At 36.0% G+C, this 20,646-nt stretch carries 17 protein-coding genes and 1 riboswitch; of the genes, 6 read left to right on the plus strand and 11 right to left on the minus strand.

What is annotated here, in order from left to right; translation table 11 throughout:
• Positions 1–70: 70 nt before the first annotated feature.
• Entirely contained in the window at positions 71–619 is a 549-nt protein-coding gene (locus tag FG384_RS09975) for an N-acetylmuramoyl-L-alanine amidase (RefSeq protein WP_142642456.1), read from the plus strand.
• 32 nt (positions 620–651) lie between these two features.
• Here the strand turns inward: FG384_RS09975 and FG384_RS09980 are convergent, their stop codons facing one another.
• From FG384_RS09980 to FG384_RS09995, 4 genes are all read right to left on the minus strand, one after another.
• The gene (locus tag FG384_RS09980) at positions 652–1,782 is read right to left on the minus strand and encodes a DUF4097 family beta strand repeat-containing protein (protein WP_142642457.1); all 1,131 of its coding nucleotides are present in this window, start codon (positions 1,780–1,782) and stop codon (positions 652–654) included.
• Positions 1,783–1,977: 195 nt separating this feature from the next.
• On the minus strand, positions 1,978–4,866 hold the full coding sequence (uvrA, locus tag FG384_RS09985; protein ID WP_142642486.1) for an excinuclease ABC subunit UvrA: 2,889 nt from the start codon (positions 4,864–4,866) through the stop codon (positions 1,978–1,980).
• Positions 4,867–4,872: 6 nt separating this feature from the next.
• A complete protein-coding gene (gene uvrB, locus FG384_RS09990; RefSeq protein WP_142642458.1) occupies positions 4,873–6,855 on the minus strand; it encodes an excinuclease ABC subunit UvrB in 1,983 nt (660 codons plus the stop codon).
• Positions 6,856–7,221: 366 nt separating this feature from the next.
• The gene (locus FG384_RS09995; RefSeq protein WP_142642459.1) at positions 7,222–7,458 is read right to left on the minus strand and encodes an IDEAL domain-containing protein; all 237 of its coding nucleotides are present in this window, start codon (positions 7,456–7,458) and stop codon (positions 7,222–7,224) included.
• A 179-nt stretch (positions 7,459–7,637) separates the two neighbouring features.
• Here FG384_RS09995 and FG384_RS10000 point away from each other — a divergent pair, with 179 nt between their 5' ends.
• Positions 7,638–8,180, plus strand: coding sequence for a competence protein ComK (locus FG384_RS10000; RefSeq protein ID WP_166462426.1), 543 nt, complete (start codon positions 7,638–7,640; stop codon positions 8,178–8,180).
• Here the strand turns inward: FG384_RS10000 and FG384_RS10005 are convergent.
• Both FG384_RS10005 and FG384_RS10010 read right to left on the minus strand, forming a co-directional pair.
• On the minus strand, positions 8,177–8,542 hold the full coding sequence (locus tag FG384_RS10005) for a YhjD family protein (protein ID WP_142642461.1): 366 nt from the start codon (positions 8,540–8,542) through the stop codon (positions 8,177–8,179). The genes FG384_RS10000 and FG384_RS10005 overlap by 4 nt on opposite strands.
• A gap of 239 nt (positions 8,543–8,781) precedes the next feature.
• The gene (locus FG384_RS10010; RefSeq protein WP_142642462.1) at positions 8,782–10,008 is read right to left on the minus strand and encodes an EAL and HDOD domain-containing protein; all 1,227 of its coding nucleotides are present in this window, start codon (positions 10,006–10,008) and stop codon (positions 8,782–8,784) included.
• 158 nt (positions 10,009–10,166) lie between these two features.
• On the opposite strand from FG384_RS10010, the gene FG384_RS10015 reads away from it, so the two are divergent.
• Positions 10,167–10,943: an enoyl-CoA hydratase-related protein gene (locus tag FG384_RS10015; RefSeq protein ID WP_142642463.1), complete on the plus strand. Its 777-nt coding sequence runs from the start codon at positions 10,167–10,169 to the stop codon at positions 10,941–10,943.
• A gap of 300 nt (positions 10,944–11,243) precedes the next feature.
• On the opposite strand, the gene FG384_RS10020 is transcribed toward FG384_RS10015, so the two are convergent.
• On the minus strand, positions 11,244–12,044 hold the full coding sequence (locus FG384_RS10020; protein ID WP_142642464.1) for a class I SAM-dependent methyltransferase: 801 nt from the start codon (positions 12,042–12,044) through the stop codon (positions 11,244–11,246).
• Positions 12,045–12,116: 72 nt separating this feature from the next.
• On the minus strand, positions 12,117–12,662 hold the full coding sequence (locus tag FG384_RS10025; protein WP_142642465.1) for a histidine phosphatase family protein: 546 nt from the start codon (positions 12,660–12,662) through the stop codon (positions 12,117–12,119).
• 108 nt (positions 12,663–12,770) lie between these two features.
• On the opposite strand from FG384_RS10025, the gene FG384_RS10030 reads away from it, so the two are divergent.
• From FG384_RS10030 to FG384_RS10040, 3 genes are read left to right on the plus strand one after another with little or no spacing between them, the layout of a single operon-like run.
• Positions 12,771–13,673: a DoxX-like family protein gene (locus FG384_RS10030; protein WP_142642466.1), complete on the plus strand. Its 903-nt coding sequence runs from the start codon at positions 12,771–12,773 to the stop codon at positions 13,671–13,673.
• An 11-nt stretch (positions 13,674–13,684) separates the two neighbouring features.
• Positions 13,685–14,296, plus strand: a complete 612-nt coding sequence (locus FG384_RS10035; RefSeq protein WP_142642467.1) for a DUF4166 domain-containing protein — start codon at positions 13,685–13,687, stop codon at positions 14,294–14,296.
• On the plus strand, positions 14,286–15,842 hold the full coding sequence (locus tag FG384_RS10040) for a YndJ family protein (protein WP_240793393.1): 1,557 nt from the start codon (positions 14,286–14,288) through the stop codon (positions 15,840–15,842). Before FG384_RS10035 ends, FG384_RS10040 begins: the two co-directional genes overlap by 11 nt.
• 780 nt (positions 15,843–16,622) lie before the next feature.
• Here the strand turns inward: FG384_RS10040 and FG384_RS10045 are convergent.
• The 3 genes from FG384_RS10045 to FG384_RS10055 all read right to left on the minus strand — a co-directional run bounded on the left by FG384_RS10045 (position 16,623) and on the right by FG384_RS10055 (position 20,572).
• Positions 16,623–18,449 (minus strand): APC family permease, encoded by a 1,827-nt coding sequence (locus FG384_RS10045; RefSeq protein WP_142642469.1) that lies wholly within the window; start codon positions 18,447–18,449, stop codon positions 16,623–16,625.
• A 149-nt stretch (positions 18,450–18,598) separates the two neighbouring features.
• Positions 18,599–18,747, minus strand: a riboswitch (cyclic di-AMP (ydaO/yuaA leader).
• 167 nt (positions 18,748–18,914) lie between these two features.
• On the minus strand, positions 18,915–19,697 hold the full coding sequence (locus FG384_RS10050; protein ID WP_142642470.1) for a class I SAM-dependent DNA methyltransferase: 783 nt from the start codon (positions 19,695–19,697) through the stop codon (positions 18,915–18,917).
• A gap of 35 nt (positions 19,698–19,732) precedes the next feature.
• Positions 19,733–20,572, minus strand: a complete 840-nt coding sequence (locus tag FG384_RS10055) for a hypothetical protein (RefSeq protein WP_142642471.1) — start codon at positions 20,570–20,572, stop codon at positions 19,733–19,735.
• Between the last annotated feature and the right edge of the window lie 74 nt (positions 20,573–20,646).

Consider the following 20,646-nt stretch of genomic DNA (forward strand, 5'->3'; position numbering starts at 1 on the left):
ATTATTCTATTTAATAGTATCCATTTATCTTTTCTCCTTCTATTTATTAAATAGATAGGAGATGATACCAATGAAAATTATGCTCGATGCAGGACATGGACCAGAAACATTAGGTAAACAAACACCTGATGGGAAGCTGAAAGAATTTGAATTTAATCAAGCAGTTGTTCAGATTATTAAAAGAGAATTAGAGTGCTGTGGAGTTATCGTCATGCTAAGTCACCCTGGCACATCCGATGTACCTCTTTCCGAAAGAACAAATCTTGCTAATAAACTTGGAGTACAAGCATTTATATCCATTCACGCAAATGCGTTTGGTTCTTCGTGGAATAACGTGAGTGGAATTGAAACTTTTACTTACACAAAGCCTTCTGAACAATCTAAAATACTTGCAAAATGGATACAAGATTCTTTATGTTCTATAACTAATCGCTCAAATCGAGGTGTAAAACAAGCAAATTTTGCCGTTCTTCGGGACACAATAATGCCAGCAGTACTAGTTGAATGCGGTTTTATGACAAATAATGCAGAAGCTGCTTTATTGCAATCGTCTCATTATAGAAACCTTTGTGCAAAAGCAATTGCATATGCTATTCTTTGCTGGAAACAGAAAAACTGACAGATGCAAATAGCTTCTGTCAGTTTTTTGGTTTACTCACTTTCTATTGTATATCTTACTAGCACAGTACCAGTTTTTGCATCCCCAAATACTCTTAGTGGCACTGCTTCCGAATCCACTATTTTAGTGAACCCGACTTTTTTATTTAATAACTGTTCTGATTGTTTAAGCTGTGTGATATCTGCAAGTTGGACATCTATTTTTCCTAGTTGAGAGGAAGCTTCTCCCTGTAAAGAGACATCCTTCCGCACATATAATTCGACAGTTCCTGCTACTGCAGTTCCTTCTATTTTACGTGCCTCTTTATCTTTAGTCGTTAAAATAACGTGTCCACTGACAGATGATCCTTCTACTTCCTTCAACTTACCATCTACATAAATTCGACCATTTACAGTTTCTACATCAACGGAGTCGCCTTCAACATTTTGTATTTGAACTGACCCATTTACCGTTTCAATATCTGCCTTTTCGAATTTCATTTCATCTAAATTCACTTTACCGTTTGTTGTTTTCACTTTAAAAGAATTTGCTTCTACGTTCTTCGCAATAAAGTCTCCATTAAACAATCGTGCGGAAATATGATGATATGCTTTTTTCGGTACATATAATGCAACTTGAACTGATGTCGTCTTCATATCACTATAAATACGCAATTTATTTCCTTCTGTATTAAAAATAAACTCATTGTGAAAACGATCTTTCGCTTCTTCTTCAGAGGAGTTTTTATACGATTTTACCGTCACTTCAGCGTGTGTATCGGCTTCTTCCGTAGGAAAAATTTCAACTTTACCATTTGCTATATCTATAGATATATCATCATATTGTGCTTGTTCCTGCACTAATTTTTCTTTAAAAACAACAGGTTCACCAAATGGCATATCAAAGTCAAATTCTTTAATTTTATCTACTGCTCCTTGCATAAACTGCATGAAACGTTCTCCAACTACGGTGAAATCTCTTTTTAAGTCTTCTATAAAATCGGCATTTTGCTGTTTATTTTCTGTTTGATCATTTGATGTGTATTTTTGTTTCTGTTCTTCTCTTACTAGTGGAGTGACAGATATTTCTTGTTTGCCTAGTGCCTCTAATAGAACCAATGCTTCTTGTGTAGTAATTGTACCATTTTCAACCATATCTAATATACGTTTACGTTCTTCTTGCATAGTGAAAGGCCTCCTCATAAGTTAAAAGTATGAAACTATTTGCTTAGACTGTTGATATACGCTTCTTTGTAACTCATAAACCTTTGTTCTATACGTGTTGGCGCGCGCCACGACTCGCAAGAGTTTAAAGCTATTGTCTACAGCCTAAATAATTGCTTACCTTACTTAATACGATTGAGGGAAAAAAAGGTTTCATTAGGATTCTACTGTTACAGTTTTCTTTTTAGATGCTTTTGTAACAACGTCATCCATTCTTTTTCGATCTCGGTCTAAAATAGTTTTTAAATACTTTCCTGTATAGGAATCTTTAGTAGCAGCAATTTTTTCTGGTGTTCCAACCCCTATAATTGTTCCACCCTTATCTCCACCTTCAGGCCCTAAATCTATCATATAATCTGCTGTCTTTATGACGTCTAAATTATGCTCGATAACAAGTACTGTATCCCCATTTTCTACAAGACGTTGCAGAACTACAAGCAAACGTGCAATATCATCTACATGCAAACCAGTTGTTGGCTCATCTAAAATATAGAATGATTTTCCGTTTGAACGTTTATGCAGTTCAGAAGCTAGTTTCACCCGCTGCGCTTCTCCACCTGATAATGTCGTAGCTGGTTGACCTAATTCCATATAACCAAGACCTACGTCAACTATTGTTTGAAGCTTTCGGCTAATTTTTGGATGGTTTTCAAAAAATACTAATCCATCTTCTATTGTCATTTTCAATACTTCTGCAATATTTTTTCCTTTATATTGCACTTCTAATGTTTCGCGATTATAGCGTTTTCCATGACATACTTCACAAGGTACATAAACGTCCGGTAAAAAGTGCATTTCGATTTTAATAATTCCATCTCCACGGCACGCTTCACAACGTCCACCTTTGACATTGAAACTAAATCTTCCTTTTTTATACCCTCTTACTTTGGCTTCATTTGTTGCTGCATATAAATCTCGAATATCATCGAACACTCCAGTATATGTAGCCGGATTAGATCTAGGTGTACGTCCAATAGGAGATTGATCGATATCAATCACTTTTTCTAATTCTTCTATTCCTTCAATGCTTTTGTTTGCACCTGGCTTCACTTTCGATCGGTTTAATTTTTGTGCAAGTGACTTATAAAGAATTTCATTCACAAGTGTACTTTTACCAGAACCAGATACTCCAGTTACTGCTGTAAATACACCTAAAGGAATATCAACGTTGACATTTTTTAAGTTATTTTCTGATGCGCCTTTAATTTTGATATATCGTCCGTCCGGCTTTCTTCTTTCCATAGGTAAAGGGATAAACTTTCTCCCACTTAAATACTGACCAGTAAGCGATTTTTTGTCTTTCATTACTTCTTCAGGTGTACCAGCAGCAACAATCTCTCCCCCACGTATACCTGCTCCTGGGCCGACATCGATTAAATAATCGGCAGCCATCATTGTATCTTCATCATGCTCTACAACAATTAAGGTATTCCCGATATCCCGCATATTTCTTAAAGTATCAATTAATCGGTCATTATCCCGTTGATGTAAGCCGATGGAAGGCTCATCTAAAATATATAAAACTCCTGAAAGTCTGGATCCTATTTGAGTTGCTAGTCGAATTCGCTGTGCTTCCCCACCTGATAATGTTCCGGCTGCACGATTCAACGTTAAATAATCGAGACCAACGTTTTCTAGAAAGCCAATACGTTCGTTAATTTCTCTTAAAACTAATCGCGCTATTTGCATATCCTTCTCGGATAAAGTTAACTGTTCAAAAAATCGATTTGCTTCTTCAATAGAAAACTCTGTTACTTGACCAATATGTAAGGAATCCACTTTCACTGCAAGTGTTTCTTCCTTTAAACGATAGCCTTTACAAGTTGGGCAATCATGGTGTGCCATATATTTTTCCATTTGTTCACGAATATAGTCAGAGGAAGTATCTTTGTATCGACGCTCAATATTAGACAAGACCCCTTCGAATTGAATCGTATTGTCTCGTACTTGTCCAAATTCGTTTTCGTAACGAAAACGAATTTTATCTTCACCAGAGCCATACATAATTTTATTCCACTGATCTATTGGCAATTTTTCTACTGGCACTTTCATTTTTATTTTGTAGTGCTTGCATACTGCTTCTAACAATTTCGGATAGTACTGAGAGCTCGTTGGCTGCCAAGCGACAATTGCCCCTTCCTCTAAAGTTAAACTTTTATCAGGAACAACTAAATCTGGATCCACTTCTAGCTTTGTTCCTAATCCATCGCAGTCTGGACAAGCCCCAAATGGACTATTGAACGAAAACATACGAGGCTCTAACTCTCCAATAGAAAAACCACAAATTGGACATGCATGATGCTCACTAAATAGAATCTCTTCATGTTCCATAACATCTATTAATACTCGTCCATCTGCAATTCTTAAAGCAGATTCTAAAGAATCACTTAACCGTGCTGCTACGCCTTCTTTCATCACAATTCGGTCAATAACAACTTCAATGTTATGCTTTTTATTTTTATCTAAATTAATATCATCATCTAAATCGATTAACTCTCCATCTACACGAACACGTACATATCCTTGCTTTTTCATATCTTCAAGTAATTTCACATGTGTTCCTTTTCTACCAGATACAATTGGAGCAAGTACTTGCATACGTGTTTTTTCAGGATATTCACTTAAACGATCGACCATTTGTTCAATCGTTTGGGAAGAGATTTCTATCCCGTGCTTAGGACATATTGGTTTTCCGACGCGTGCAAATAATAGACGTAAATAATCATAAATCTCCGTCACAGTAGCTACTGTAGAACGCGGATTTTTACTAGTCGTTTTCTGGTCGATTGAAATAGCAGGAGAAAGTCCTTCTATTACATCAACATCTGGCTTATCCATCTGCCCTAAAAATTGTCTCGCATAGGCTGACAAGGATTCTACATAGCGTCTTTGCCCTTCTGCATAGATTGTATCGAAGGCTAAAGAAGACTTCCCAGAACCTGATAATCCTGTCATTACAACAAGCTTATCTCTAGGTATTGTTAAGCTAACATTCTTTAAATTATGTGCTCGAGCACCTTGTATAACTATTTCTTGGTTTTTCAACATTTTTCATCCTTCCAGCTTCAATTCAAGGATTGCATCACGTAATTCTGCAGCACGTTCGAAATTAAGCGCTTTTGCTGCATCCTTCATTTCTTTTTCAAGATTTACTAGTAATGTTGCTTTTTCTTCTTTCGTTAATGCTTTGCCACTTGTTAACTGCTGAGCGTATGACGCTTCTTCCTCTGCGACTTGCGATGCTCGAATAACTTCTCTTATTTTCTTCACAATTGTTTTTGGTGTAATTCCATGCTTTTCATTGTATTCCATTTGAATAGAACGACGACGTTTCGTTTCATCGATTGCCTTTCGCATAGAATCTGTCATTTTATCTGCATACATAATTACTTCTCCATTTGCATTACGTGCAGCTCGTCCAATCGTTTGAATTAAGGAACGTTCAGATCGTAAAAATCCTTCCTTATCTGCATCTAAAATAGCCACAAGAGATACTTCTGGAATATCGATACCTTCTCGAAGCAAGTTAATTCCAATTAGTACATCATATGTTCCTAAACGGAGCTCTCGTATAATTTCAATTCGTTCTAACGTTTTAACTTCTGAGTGCAAATACTGTACTTTTATTCCTATTTCTTTTAAGTAGTCTGTCAAATCCTCTGACATTTTCTTTGTTAATGTCGTTATAAGCACTCGTTCATTTTTCGCTGTACGATCATATATTTCATTAATTAAGTCATCTATTTGCCCTTCAATCGGTTTCACAGTAACAACAGGGTCAAGTAGTCCCGTTGGACGAATAATTTGTTCTACCATTTCCGGTGTATGTTCAAGCTCATATGGGCCTGGAGTTGCCGATACAAAAATAGCTTGGTGAACATGCTCTTCAAATTCAGTGAACGTAAGCGGGCGGTTATCTAGTGCAGAAGGTAATCGGAATCCATGATTTACTAATACTGACTTCCTTGCTTGGTCCCCATTATACATTCCTCTTACTTGTGGTAATGAAACATGACTTTCATCTACTACTAACAAGAAGTCTTTTGGAAAATAATCGAGTAACGTATAAGGTGTTGCTCCCGCTTCACGTAATGTTAAATGACGAGAATAATTTTCAATACCTGAACAAAAACCCATTTCGCGCATCATTTCTAAATCGTAATTTGTACGCTGTTCTAAACGTTGTGCTTCCAATAATCTATCTTCGCTTCGTAAAAGTTTTAGTTGTTCTTCTAGCTCTTTTTCAATATTTTCTATCGCAACTACCATTTTTTCTTCTCGGGTTACGAAGTGAGATGCAGGAAATATAGCTACATGGTCACGTTCTGCTAATATTTCTCCCGTTAGTGAATCGACTTCTCGAATACGATCGATTTCATCCCCAAAGAACTCGACACGAAGACATCTCTCATCTCTTGAGGCAGGGAATATTTCTACAACATCTCCACGTACTCGGAAAGTACCACGGGTAAAATTAATATCATTCCGTTCATATTGAATATCGACTAACTTTCGAAGTAACTGATTACGTTCTATTTCCATTCCTGTTCGAAGAGAAACAACCATTTCCCTATATTCTTCTGGATTACCGAGGCCGTAAATACAGGAAACGGATGCAATAATAATGACATCTTTTCTTTCAAATAGTGAAGACGTTGCCGAGTGACGAAGCTTATCAATTTCTTCGTTTATGCTCGAATCTTTTTCTATATAAGTATCTGTTTGTGGCACATACGCTTCTGGTTGATAATAGTCATAATAGCTGACGAAATATTCTACAGCATTATTCGGAAAGAACTCTTTAAATTCGCTATAAAGCTGTCCTGCAAGCGTCTTATTATGTGCCATAACAAGCGTTGGCTTATTGATTTGTTGGATAACATTTGAAATGGTAAACGTTTTACCTGTTCCAGTTGCTCCTAGTAGCGTCTGATGCTTTGTTCCTTCTTGAACACCTTCTACAAGTTGTTCAATTGCCTTAATTTGATCTCCTGCTGGCTCATACGGAGCTTGCAAATCGAATATTTGATCCATAGTCTGCCTCCTACGGTTTGGATAATTTTAGTTTAACATAATCTCTTTTTGAACACGACAAAAACGAACGTATGTTTTTTTGAATTGGAAAAGAAAAGCCGCTCTGCATAAGCGGCTTCAGACTGTTGACAAACGCTTTCATTCTTCGTTACTGGCACTCGTTGTAAGCTCATGAACTTAAGTTCTATTTCGCGGACTCACATGATGTGAGTTAGGCAACCGTTGCCACAGGACGTGGCGTACTTAGGTTGCGAACCTCTAAACGCGCGGCGCGCCTCGACTGACAAGCGTTTTCAAGTCAATCTGAAGTGACACCTTCGAAATTTGATTTTGTCTACAAAGTAAAGCCGCTCTGCATAAGCGGCTTTACTTTGTATTTTGTAATTGATGTAATGCTTCTGTGTATTTCAAAAACGCAGCTCGATCTTTTTTGTCTAGCGCCTCATCAATCAATTCTAGCAATCGCAAACTACTTTGTTCCCGGTGGATAATGTTCAAAAACATATCAAGATATATTTCGTTCAACAATTTTTCGGCAGAGCTTTCTTTTCCTGTGTGACCCATTGCTCTCAAAAAATCTGCATATGAATATTGTTTGTCCATTTCCATCACCCCGATGCCTTTTTTCCATTATATAAAAGTGAAAGAGGAGTTGCAATTGTTTTGAGAAAATTGCGATTTTATTATCAATAAAAAATATTTGTAAAATTCGTTATATTGACTTGAATTATTTCCATATTTAACTATAATTGATGTATAATCTACTAAGGAGTGAAATATTAATGTCTACAAAAACAGATGATAAATCCTTCCTAGTTTCATTTGAAACTGCAGTATTACAACCAATTCAAATGAATAATAAAATTTTCACAAAGGTTACGAATATTTCTGGAGAGACAACAATTATAGGCAGAAAGCCTTACGATATTGTTCGTCAATCTTGTTCCTACTATGGTTCCTCTTTTCAGCAATCAGTAAAGCTTTCGAAAGAAGCTCTTGGAAACTACCACAAACTACCTACTATCATTGCACATGACTATGGAAATCCCTGTATATTAATACCTACTCTCTCGCCAAAATCCGATTTAAACGTTTGGTTTTCATATAGAACAATTCAATCATTTCATTCAAGCGAGGAAGGTTGTGTTGTTGTTTTAACGAATGGACATTCTGTCCTTATCAATTCTTCTGCCGCTACTATTAGCAGACAAATTGCATTTGCTAACATGTTAAATATACATTTTCATAAACGAATGAGTCGGCTAACAAATGAAGCGATATTAATATCTCGAAATCAATTATTCCAAAAAGACTTTCAAGACTAACGAATCTTCTCTACAATAGCAAAATACATAGAAAGTAGCTCTTCTACCCTGTTACGGAGACGGACATTTAAGTAACGACGATGTTCTTCATACCCACCATGAAAAAATACATATTCAGTGAACATATCATCCCCTTCTCCACGTAGAACTTTCATGCTATGACGCTTCATATAAATATGTGTCTCTTTTAACTCTTTTTGGACTTGCTTTACTGCTTCTTCAACCATGGAAATATACGGACGCTTCAACTTAAAAGGACCTTGCTCGAAAATCGTTCGATCCTTCTCCAAAATGGTTAAAACCATCGGGAGATAAATCATATTTTCTAAATATGGTATCGATTCTTCCGGTATTAATGGCATGTCGCATCCTCCTTTTAAGAACATTTGTTCTTATTATATTGTACAACTTTTAGAAGAAAATGCAACAATCTAGGAAGAGCACTTTTTCTATAGCTACAAGTAAGTTTATTTACACAAAATAATGCCTCTACGAGCATAGCCAAAGCTTACAGAAATATTCATCTAAACAGAAAAAAACTGCCAATCTAAAAACAGAAAGAGCAGTTTTTTTATATAAATTCCAATTAAAAAGTGGGACTTCAGAATATCTGCAACGTCCAACGACGTGCCTCTAGATAGAAATCATTTAAAGTAGAATGATCAATTCCAATAGATGTTGCCCCCGAAATCATATCATCCCAACGAACTTCATCGCATGCAATGGCAAGCTCAAGAAAAGGCGTCATTTCTGTTTTAGTTCCAGAAAGTGTTTCTGCTACCTCATCAGAGAGTGGCAAATCCTGTAACAATTGAATCATGGGGCGATGAAGTAGCGTGTCTATTAAAGAGAACATTCCTACTAAGAAATACTCGGAAGCATTATGTAAAAATTTTCGTTTTGCAAGTAACTCACAAAGTTTCGCTCGAAACAAGGATGCTTCAATAAGGGCTAATCCATCTTTAGAATGATTCGTTATAGATTCACGGAGTAATAATACATGCAACCAATGTTTTAGCTCATCTAAACCAAGCATTACCACCCCCTGCTTAATAGAACGGACCTTCGACTTCGTACGAACTGCAGGCCAATTAATCATCTTTAATACTTTAAATGAAAGAGAAACATCGCGTTCAATTTCTTCTGCTATTTCTTCAATCGAAACTGCATTATCTCTTAGCAGTGCAATAATACGAAAATACTGTGCTATATTCGTTGGAATTTCTGTTCCTTTAATAATCTCTGGCTTAGCAAAGAAATAACCTTGAAAAAGCTCATAACCAGCAGCTTTTGCTTCATAAAATTGAGCACGTGTTTCTACTTTTTCTGCAAGCAACACAATATGCGGATAATTTGTTTTCACAATTCGTTCAATGGCTTGCCTATCAGCTAATTTACTTGCAAGAAAGTCTACTTTTATAAAGTTAACAAGGGAAAATAACTCATCGTATAAAGTAACATTTTTTTGAAAAATAAAATCATCTAATGCAATTAAAAAGCCAAGTGATTTAATCTCACGCAATTTTTGAAGTAACATATGCGTAATAGGAATATCCTCTAAAATCTCAACAACAATTCGATTAGATGGAAATTGACTGAACACCTCTTTTTCTAGTAAGTTTTCAGTGAAATTAATAAAACATAGTTTATCCCCAGCTAGTTCATTAATTCCGATTGTAAGAAAAGAGTGTATTAGCACTTCTAAAGTAGCAGAATCTCCATCTATATTAGGAAACGAATTCTGCTGATCATTTCGATATAACAATTCATATGCAAAAATATATTCATTTTTAGCAAAAATCGGCTGTCTCGCAACGAAAATGTCCACTTGAACTCCTCAAATCCTTAATATTTCAATAACATAATTGTACCAAATTGGAAAAAGAAAATCGATTATATATAAAACTATCAACTTCAGATGACAGACTACTCGGAAAATGATATGTTTTGTATGGGGTAATGATTGTATGTTTAGGGGGAGAAAAAATGGAAACAATTCGTTATGAGCAGCACGGAAATATTGCATACGTGACATTAAATAGACCGGAAGCGCTAAATGCATTTAATTACGATATGTTACGTGAGCTGGGAGACATTGCAGAATCTATTCGTATTAACCCAGATATCCGTGTCGTAATTTTTACAGGTGCTGGAGAAAAATCATTTAGTGTAGGGGCAGATTTAAAAGAACGAAGAACATTAACAAATCAACAAGTAAAACGAAATATATATAAAATTGGGGAAGTATTTTCGGCTATTGAAAACTTACCGCAGCCAACAATTGCAATGCTAAACGGCTATGCGTTTGGAGGAGGAACAGAGCTTGCACTTGCATGTGATTTCCGAATCGCATCCGAAGACATTCAATTAGGATTAACTGAAACTAGTTTAGCTATAATCCCAGGCGCTGGAGGTACGCAACGACTGCCACGCCTAATCGGTGAAGCAAAAGCAATGGAGTTGATCTTAACAGCCAAGAGACTAAAAGCAGAGGAAGCATTAGCATACGGTTTAGTAACTAGAGTTACCCCTCGTGAAACGTTAATAAAAGAAACGGAAAGCTTCGCTGCACTTATGCTTGCAAATGGACCAATCGCACTCCAACAAGCAAAGTTTGCAATTAAACATGGCATGAACGTAGATTTACAAACTGGCTTAAGTATTGAGCGTAAAGCCTATGAAATTACTATTCCAACAGAAGATCGTGTGGAAGCTTTAAACGCATTTAGTGAAAAGAGAAAACCTATATTTAAAGGTAAATAATAAGAAAAGTACAGTCGTCTACACAGGAGCTGAAACGAAGAAAAAGTCTATACTTTCATATTTTTATAAAGGAGAGATAACACCAGATCATTTTGGTTTTATCTCTCCTTTTTAACGCCAATTGATGTCCAAATATGATAGAGAAAGGAAATTTTAATCCTTTTCGAGAGAAACCGACTGCCATCCGAGAGAAAAAGCCCCTTATGCGAGAGAATAAACAGTTTATCCGAGAGAATCCGTACCTTATCCGAGAGCATTCTCTCCCAAAGCGAACCAAAAACATCCAAAGTAAAAGAAGTCTCACTGTTTCGTAGCAATTAACGTATATAATCCTGGTATTTTGTTCTCTATTCCTTCAGGTGAATTCGATGGAAATGCCCATCTGACTCCAATCTCTTCTTCTAAAGAATTTATAGTAAGACCTGATTTTGAAATTGAGGTAATAATTTCACCTAAAGTCCATCTTCGAATATTAACTTTCTTTAAAGAAGCACGATCTTCCTCTGATAGAAGAAAACTATAGGCTACCTCCTCTTCTATCACTTCTTTGTTAAAATAATCGCCATTCGCGATCATTTGATTTTCTTCAACATTCACTAACTTAGAAACGACAGGATGATAATCCCTTAAAATAAATCGTCCTCCCGGTTTAAGTGAATTAGAAATCACTTTAAATAACGGAAGTAAATCAACAAAATAATGGAGAACACCTAATTCTAAAAGGACGAAATCAAAATCATTTAAGAGCTCATCTTCTGGAACTTCTAAAATATCTGAAACTATGTATTTTATATTTACTTTTGCTTCCTCTGCCAACTCCATAGCGTATCTTTTATTATCTTCGGAAATATCCACTACTAAAACCTCTGCCCCTAACAAAGCAAAAGAAACCGCCTTGTTTCCTTTCGATCCTAGTAAATTTGCCACTTTTTTATTTGTAACATCCCCCATGTATTTCAAATAGTGTGATACTGAATCCAATGGTTTTTCTATTAACTTTTTTGCATATTCTTTAGGTGTACCATGCCGATTAGTCCAAGCTTGATAAGCAGATTGATTCCACCCTATTTGATTGATATGACTAACTATTTTTTGTTCCATCAAGCTACCTCCGATAAAAAAATTTAAATATGGATATTTACAGTAATAGAAAAAGAGTGCTTGAGCAACTCCTTAGAATTTGGTAGGCTCGTAATTAAAATTATACGTTCTAAAATCTCCATTAGATGAGGACATTCTCAAAATATTTCCGTCTTCTGGTATCCCTTCAAAATAAGCACCAATACAACCAGTCGTACATTTGTGTCCAGATATTAAAATATTTAACTCTTTTTTGCTATATTCCCCCTCTAGCTCTTGCATGAAGTCAAAAACTCTTTTTATGTAGCTATCGATTTCTTCAACACCTTCATAAACACTCGAGTCAGGAACTCCACCAAACATTATTACTTCGGATTTCTTTAATCTGTCGGCTCCTCCCAAATCAAAAACATCCAGTCTTGCATCAATTATAGCTTTTCTACCTGTTGCAATTTCTGCTGTTTGAATAGCTCTTTTTTGCGGAGAGGAAAATACATAGTCAAATGCAATATTTTTAAGTTCACTCCTTAAAGACTCCGCTTGTTTTATTCCATATTCATTTAATGGCAACCCTAATCTTCCTTGGAGCTTTCCTTCTTTGTTCAAATCTGTTTGTCCGTGTCTAATCACATAAATCATTGCGGTTACCTCCTAAATTTCACATACATAGTTCGACTCTCTAGACTATTCTCTAGCACTAGCCAAAACACCTTCATCTTATGATAAGCTTGACAAGAGGTGATGTCCGTGAAGAGTAATCCTATATATGTTGAAATAACTATTAATTCAGAAATGGAGAAGTTGTGGGATGCCACGCAAAAACCAGAGCTACATGAGCAATGGGACCTCCGTTTTTCTTCTATTACCTATTTACCGAAACAAGAAAATGAACCGCAACATTTTAATTATAAAACGAATATTGGATTTGGTATGAACATAGCAGGATGGGGGAAAAGTGTTGGAACTTTTCACGCAAAAGATGGTTCGAGAACGTCTTCCTTGCACTTTGGAACAGAACAGGCTATTTCCATCATTCGTGAGGGAAAAGGCTACTGGAAATATAAGCCCGAACAAAATTCAATGAAGTTCCTTACACAGTATAATTATGAAACTAATTTCGGACGAGTAGGTAACTTCTTTGATTTTCTAATTTTCCGACCAGCTATAGGGTGGGCAACTGCACTAAGTTTTGATGTGTTAAAGAGATGGCTTGAAAAAGGAGAATCCCCTTCCACGCAATACGGACGATTTTTTAGTTATTGGATGATCACTATATTATTCTTCTTTGTATGGCTGTATCAGGGGTTAGTACCAAAATTAATGTCAATGCACCCAGAGGAAGTTTCAATGACGAAAAGCTTACTCGCATTGACAACAAACCAAGCGACTACTATCGTCACATTGATTGGAATAGGGGAAATAATTTTTGGACTGATTTGGTTATTTTACAAAAATAAAAGAAGATTGCTAGGTTTACAGTTGATCCTTTTTCCTTTGTTAACTATTTCGGCAATTGTTGCTCAACCAGCTTCGCTTAGCCACCCTTTTAATCCATTAACTTTTAATATAACTTTATTCATTCTCTCCATTATTGGATTTTTCATGAGTAAGGATATTCCGACTGCAAAAAGTTGCAAGCGAAAAAAATAAGGAGAATGTAAATGTCTATCTATAAAGAGATACTAGGAGATCAATTTCAGCACCTCCAGCCAATGCTTCAAAAGAGATATCAATTTCCTGAGGGAAAATCTTTTAAAGCAACGGGTACTATGAAGAAAATTAGTAGAGGGCCTAAATGGCTGTTCCCCTTTTTCTTACTAGGAACTCGTTGGCACTTCTTATTTCCAGAATATGGTGAGAACATCCCGTTTACAATCGTGAATAGCAGTCGAACTGCTTTAAATGGAGAGAAACAAATCCACTGGGAAAGAACTTTTCATTTCCCAAAAAAGAAAAGATTTTTTAATGCACTTATGAGTCTAGATATTAAGAGAAATGTAGTAAAAGATTATCTTGGAGAGCCTAGTTTGTTTTATTCTGAATTAGTTTTCTTTGTTTCAAAAGAAGGGCATTTGCGAATTGAATCACGAAAACAGCGTCTTATCATGGGATCAATTGAAATTCCCTTACCTAGAATTTTTCAAGGTGTCGTCCAGGTGAAAGAATATTATATAGAAGAAAGTGGTGTTTATTCAATACATGTTGTCATTACAAATCCATTAATCGGTACTTTATTTGAGTATGAAGGAGAATTCCAAGCCGATGACTTTTAACCGAATTGCGTTATTACATATAATTTTACTTCTAGTTGTCATGATTTTTAACGTAGCCCCTTGGTATTTTTTAATGCTAACTGTAGCACAGCTATTATTTGTACCGCTCACTTTACAATTAATCTTAAAAAAAGAGAATCGACTGTATTATTATTTTGCCCTGCCAGCTTTTGCAGCTGTTTCTATCCTTCAATTAACGACAAATACTAAGTTCGATGTACTATTTGCAGCCATCTATCTCCTTTTCACATTTGTCGTTGCTTTATATGGCTTAGGGAGATTTATCCGCCGCGGCTTTGCACACTTAGAAGAATTTTCAATTGACGTTGGAATGATGTATTTATTTATTGGCGGTGTTTGGTTCTTTGCTTCTGTCGCAGAAATTAATACTGGCTTTCCTCCTATAATTACATGGTTAACAGGAATTCACTTTCATTACTCAGCCTTTTTATTGCCTATTTTTGTTGGATTTATCGGTCGTTTATATAAAACAACCATATACAAAGTTGTCTGTACAATCATTTTAATATCTCCAATTGTAGTAGCAATAGGTATTACATTCTTCCATTGGCTTGAAGTTGTTTCTGTACTTCTTTACATCATTGGTATCTATGGTTTGATCATTTTAACTTTCAAAACACCATTTACGAATACATTACAGAAGTACTTGATTCGAATATCATTTGGAGCTTTAGGTATTACAATTATTTTTTCATTGTTGTATGCAGTAAGAATTTCTACTGTGAGTATCGACTTTATGTTACGTTTTCATGGATTATTCAATTGTATTTTATTTGGACTATTTGGGGTGATTGGTTGGTCTTCGACACCTCCACTATCGAAAGAAAAAGGTTGGACATTCCCGATTAGTAATATGAGGGGGAAGTATGTAGTTGGTGAACAGATTCTAAAGAAGAATTTAGGAATCCATTCTTATAAAGGTCTCGTAGATAATATGAATATGTATATACCCAAAAAGTCGATAGCACCTACTATCACCCACTTTTATGAAAACACGACTCAGTACAGATTATATTCGGAAGTACACTGGCACAATTGGTTTAAGCCTTTTGCAGCTATCTATCGACTAATTAGTAAAAAAGTACAACAGCTCAATCTTCCATTTTCGAACAAACAAATGGAAATGACAGGGGACATAGTCTCAATAGAAGAAGGTCGTACAAAAACGAGAGCGTGGGTCCGAAAAATAGATAAAGAAGTGATTTTTGTTGCCCTTTACTCCATCCATCAAGCGAACGATAAAAAGTATATGAATATTGCCTTACCACTCCCTTGGTCATCCATGGTTGGAATACTAGAATTGCATCAGCAAGGAGACAATCTACTTTTAACAGGTAATGGAACAACTAATTCGGATGCAGGAATCTATTTAGCAGCTAGCAAATACGTATTCAAATTACCACTGCAAGAACAATTTCTAATAGAAGAAATAAAAGAAGGTCATCTTCACGCTAAACATGAAATGCGGATATTTACTATCCCTTTTTTAACGATTAACTATGTGATTGTAATAAAAAATGAATAGACAACAAGTTGCGTAACGTCTTTATACCTTTAGCGACTATACAGACCCTGCAGGTGCATGTTAAGGGCACTGAAAAAGTTCCTATAATCCGACTTTGCCAGATGGGGTTATCCATTAATCCAATTAATAAGAAACTCGTTGAAACGGCTCCCTTTCCGTGGGCGTTGCCTCAGCCTCCTCGCTACGCTGCGGGGTCTTCGGCTAACGCTATTCCCACAGGAGTGTCGCCTTTTTCAACGATTTTCTAGAAATGAAAAAGTATTTATCTAAAAAATAAACAGGTTTCAGTGCTCTCAGACTATGGACGCATCGTCAAATGGAAGGCAACCTAAGTTCGCCGCATTCCGTGGAAACGGTTGTATGACCCACATCGTGTGGGTCTCAACGCCTCTATAACCAACATCGTGTATTGCCCAAGCGGCTCGGCGCTCGCCAGCGGAAAGCGAGCGGTAAGCTTCGGAAAACCTGATCTATCCTATTTAAAAATAAAAGACTGATTAGACCTTGGCATATATTTATCTCCAATTGGCCGCGCTCATAATTTTGGTTTCTCGTCATCATTTTCCATCAAAGTAGAAGTTATCATTTTATTGGTTTGGAGAAGCGTCCGTTCGACTCCTGCGGGAAAAGCGAGACAGACGAGACCCTGAAATCGGCTCGGCGCTCGCCCGAGGAAAGCGAGCGGTAAGCTTCGGAAAACCTTATCTATCCAATAAAAAAAGACTGTTTCTTTTGTCTACAGTCTGAAAGCCCATCCAACATGGATGGGCTTTTCTAAAATTACTTTTTAAAACGATAAGGTACCGTTGTTATAACTACGTCTCTTCTGTGTAGTAAGATTTCCCTTATAAGTAAACTGGACTGGTTATGAAGAATATTATGCCAGCCTTTTTTCGGAATAAACTGTGGGATTAAAACAGTTACTTGATAGTTTGATTCAATCGCCTTGTTTTCTACCTTACTGATAAATTTCGATAATGGTTGAATGAGACTTCTATAATGTGAATATAAGGTCACCAACCGAATATCCGGTTGCCATTTTTTCCACTTTTCTTCAAACGCTTTTTCGTCTTCTTTATCAAAAGCGACATAAACCGCTAGAATTTGTTCTGGATTTAGTGATTTTGCATAGTTCAAAGAGTGCTCAACAACATAAGTAATGCCTGCAACAGGCACAATAATCACATTACCTTCGATTGCTAAAGGTGGTTCACAGGAAGATATACTAAGTTGTTCACCAACGGCCATATAATGCCTTTTAACTTTGTGAAACCCAAAAACGAGTAGGGGTAAAAATATTAATACTGCCCAGACCTGGCCGAATTTTGTAATAAAGAAGATCATCATAACCGTAAAACTAATTAACGCACCTACAAAGTTAATACTCAATTTAACAATCCAGCCCTTAGGCTTTTCACGAATCCATTTCACAAGCATTCCTGTCTGAGATAATGTGAATGGAATAAAAACACCGACTGCGTAAAGTGGAATCAGTTGCTCCGTTTGACCTTGAAAGACAATGATGAGAAGGATCGACGTAATCCCTAGTGTAATGATTCCGTTAGAATAACCTAACCGGTCACCTCTCATTTTAAACATACTTGGAATATATTTATCCTTCGACAGATTAAAAGCCAGTAAAGGAAAGGCTGAGTACCCCGTATTTGCAGCGAGAACAAGTATCAACGCTGTTGTACCTTGGATGAAATAATACATATAATTTCTTCCAAACGTTTCAGATGCTATTTGTGAAATAACGGTTTCCTCCACTTTCGGTGAAATACCATAATAATAGGCGAGCACTACTATTCCTACCAATAAAACAGCAAGTAAAGAGCCCATTATTGCAAGTGTTTTAGCCGCATTTTTAGCACTAGGATACTTAAAGTTAGGTATCGCATTAGAAATTGCTTCCACACCTGTTAACGCAGAACTACCAGAAGCAAATGCTCTAAGTAACAAGAATAGTGTAATCCCTGCAACTGGAGTGCCAAGTGGTGCATGTAAATCAGGAGAGACATTCCCAGTTATTATATTAAAGAGCCCAACTCCAATTAAAATAAACAACGCAAGCACAAATAAATATACAGGATACGCGAGAATTGATGCGGACTCAGTGATTCCTCGTAAATTTAAAATGGTGATTAAAATAACAAGTACACTTGCAATTAACACATTATGATCATGTAAGCTTGGAATAGCGGAAGTAATAGCGTCCGTTCCAGCAGAGACACTTACCGCAACAGTCAAGATGTAATCCACTAACAAAGATCCACCTGCAATTAATCCAGCATTTTCACCCAAGTTTTCTTTTGAGACAACGTATGCACCTCCACCACGTGGATAAGCAAAAATAATTTGTCTATAGGACAGGATTAATGCAAGCAATAGGATTAGCACTCCTACTGCGATTGGGATAGAATACCAGAAAGCTATTGTCCCAATCGTCATTAATACAAGTAATATCTGTTCTGGTCCATAAGCAACAGACGATAAAGCATCTGAAGAAAGGATTGCCAAAGCTTTCGTTTTATTCAATTTTTGTTCACCTAATTCAGATGACTTCAATGGACGACCTATTAAAAATCTTTTTACTACTGATAACATAATTCCACTTCTTCCTTTAATATTGTTGCTTTCTCCAACATAATGCTATCCCTAAATGATGATATTAAACCTTAAGAAAACGACAAAAAAGCCCACAAGGCATAAGTAAATAGCCTAGTGGACTTTATATCATTAGTCTCACCAGTTCCATTTCCTCTCCCATTACGCTTACGAGGTTAGCTGTCGGATTTGGGCCAAAGAGTAGCCCTACCTACATTCGTAGGATTCACCCCATATGACTCATCAAAGCCACATAAAATGGTTCCCCCGTTCCGGATGGATTAAGCGATATAGAAATATGAAACTGGACATTATACTACTCCTGTTTTTTCAATTTGTAAATAAAAAAATTGGAGCAATTATAAGAGTTCTTTAATCGGATAAATTTTGGAATTAGGTATTGTAATATATTTTTTACAAAAAAAGAATAAGACAGATATTAACTTCGTAATGAGGTTCAATGTATTACCCCATTTTTCTACAAACATAAATCATTTCATAGGCATCGTTACTGATTGGTGTTCCGTTCCAATCCTTATATACATGTAAAATTTCAAATCCATTATCCGATAATATTCTTTCCATTTCCTTTGGATATGTATATCGTAAACTAATATTCGTTCTTTTTTCTTCTACAATTTCCCCATCATCATTTTTAAACTTTCTTATAGTGATATAGTGTTGAATTTGACTGATTGCATCGTAATTACTAATTGTATAAACGTCTACCTCTTTATTACAAACTGTGTCGTTATACGTTTTCCAATATTCTTCTGTACTTGGTTGCAGTAACTCTTCAGCACTTGGAAATCTCGTTCCGAAAATAAAAACTCCATCTTCTTTTAAGTGATTATGGATTGAATTTAAAAGCATGTTTTGTGATTCATTTGTATAGAAATGTTGAATAGAGTTTCCTACCATATAGATTAATGAGCTTTTACAATTTAAATCTAATTGAGTACAATCTTGCTCTATCCATTCAATTTGAACATTTAGTTCTTGTGTTTTTTTCTTCGCTTGTTCAATCATACCTGTATGTAAATCTACTCCAATTAAGTTATAGCCTTCACTAGCTAAAGGAATTGTCATTCTTCCTGTACCACAAGCTAAGTCAATAATCGGACCTGCTTTCTTTGAAGCCCATTTTACTAAAAGTGGGAGTTCGCCGATGTATGCATTATTTTCGATATCATATGAAACTGGATCATCGTATTCTTCTAGATTGTCAGTAAATATTTTGTTTGTCATGAAATCCTCCTTAACTTAAATGTCCTATTTTATTATTATTGAAAAAGCCATTGTTCCAGCTGTTCTTCAAACCCTTCGTCTTTCCAAGCCACAATAGCTTCCATTTCTCCAATCTCTTTCACTTTGAGCTGAAAAAACATGTCCCCTATAAAATAGGCTAATCTACTGTATCCAAACTTTTTTCCACCATTGATGGAAAACCATTCACGAAATAGCGCTTCTCGTGTTAAGACTTTGTAGTCATCAGCAAATGCTTTTTTTATAGCTTCTGCATTTTCTTCCGCGAAAGATAACCATTCATATCCTTCATCATTATAGGAAAAATAAATAGATGGGTGTACATTTAGAACAGTTTGTCGCGAGAAATGCGTCGCTACTCCTTCTCGGTAAAGCCCAATGAGTAGGCTTGTCCAATGGACGGTTGGCCAATCCATCCCCGCATGATCAGAAATAATATTTTGCGCTGCGTGACCAAATTCGTGTGCAACAATTACGCGTAAATGATCGAGCTCTGGCGATAACTTTTCTAAAGCAAAAGTGATGTCCGGAATAATCTGGTGATTGGTATAAGCATTTGATCCAAATCCACCAACAATTAAGTTTATGTCGACAGGAAAAGTAATCCGGTACAACTTTTCATATTCCGCTGCTATTTCCTGAATGATGGGTAATATATTTTCATGCACTTGTTTAATTACAGTAAAATGTTGAGGGTATTTTTTTATCGATTCAGTATGTCTTTCATCGGCGTCTTTACAATGAAGAGCAAAATAATCTGCAAAAATAGTTGGATATTCCGCATAGTAACTTCTTAAAAAATGAATAGATGGTTCGTAATTATTAAGAAAGCGTGGCACTGTATCAATAATTTTCAAAGTAATGACCTCCTATATCCGCACTCAAAAATATATTTAACTCAAACTACAACTTCCGACTTTTGATAATTATC

Source organism: Psychrobacillus vulpis (genome assembly GCF_006861825.1).
Classification (GTDB): domain Bacteria; phylum Bacillota; class Bacilli; order Bacillales_A; family Planococcaceae; genus Psychrobacillus; species Psychrobacillus vulpis.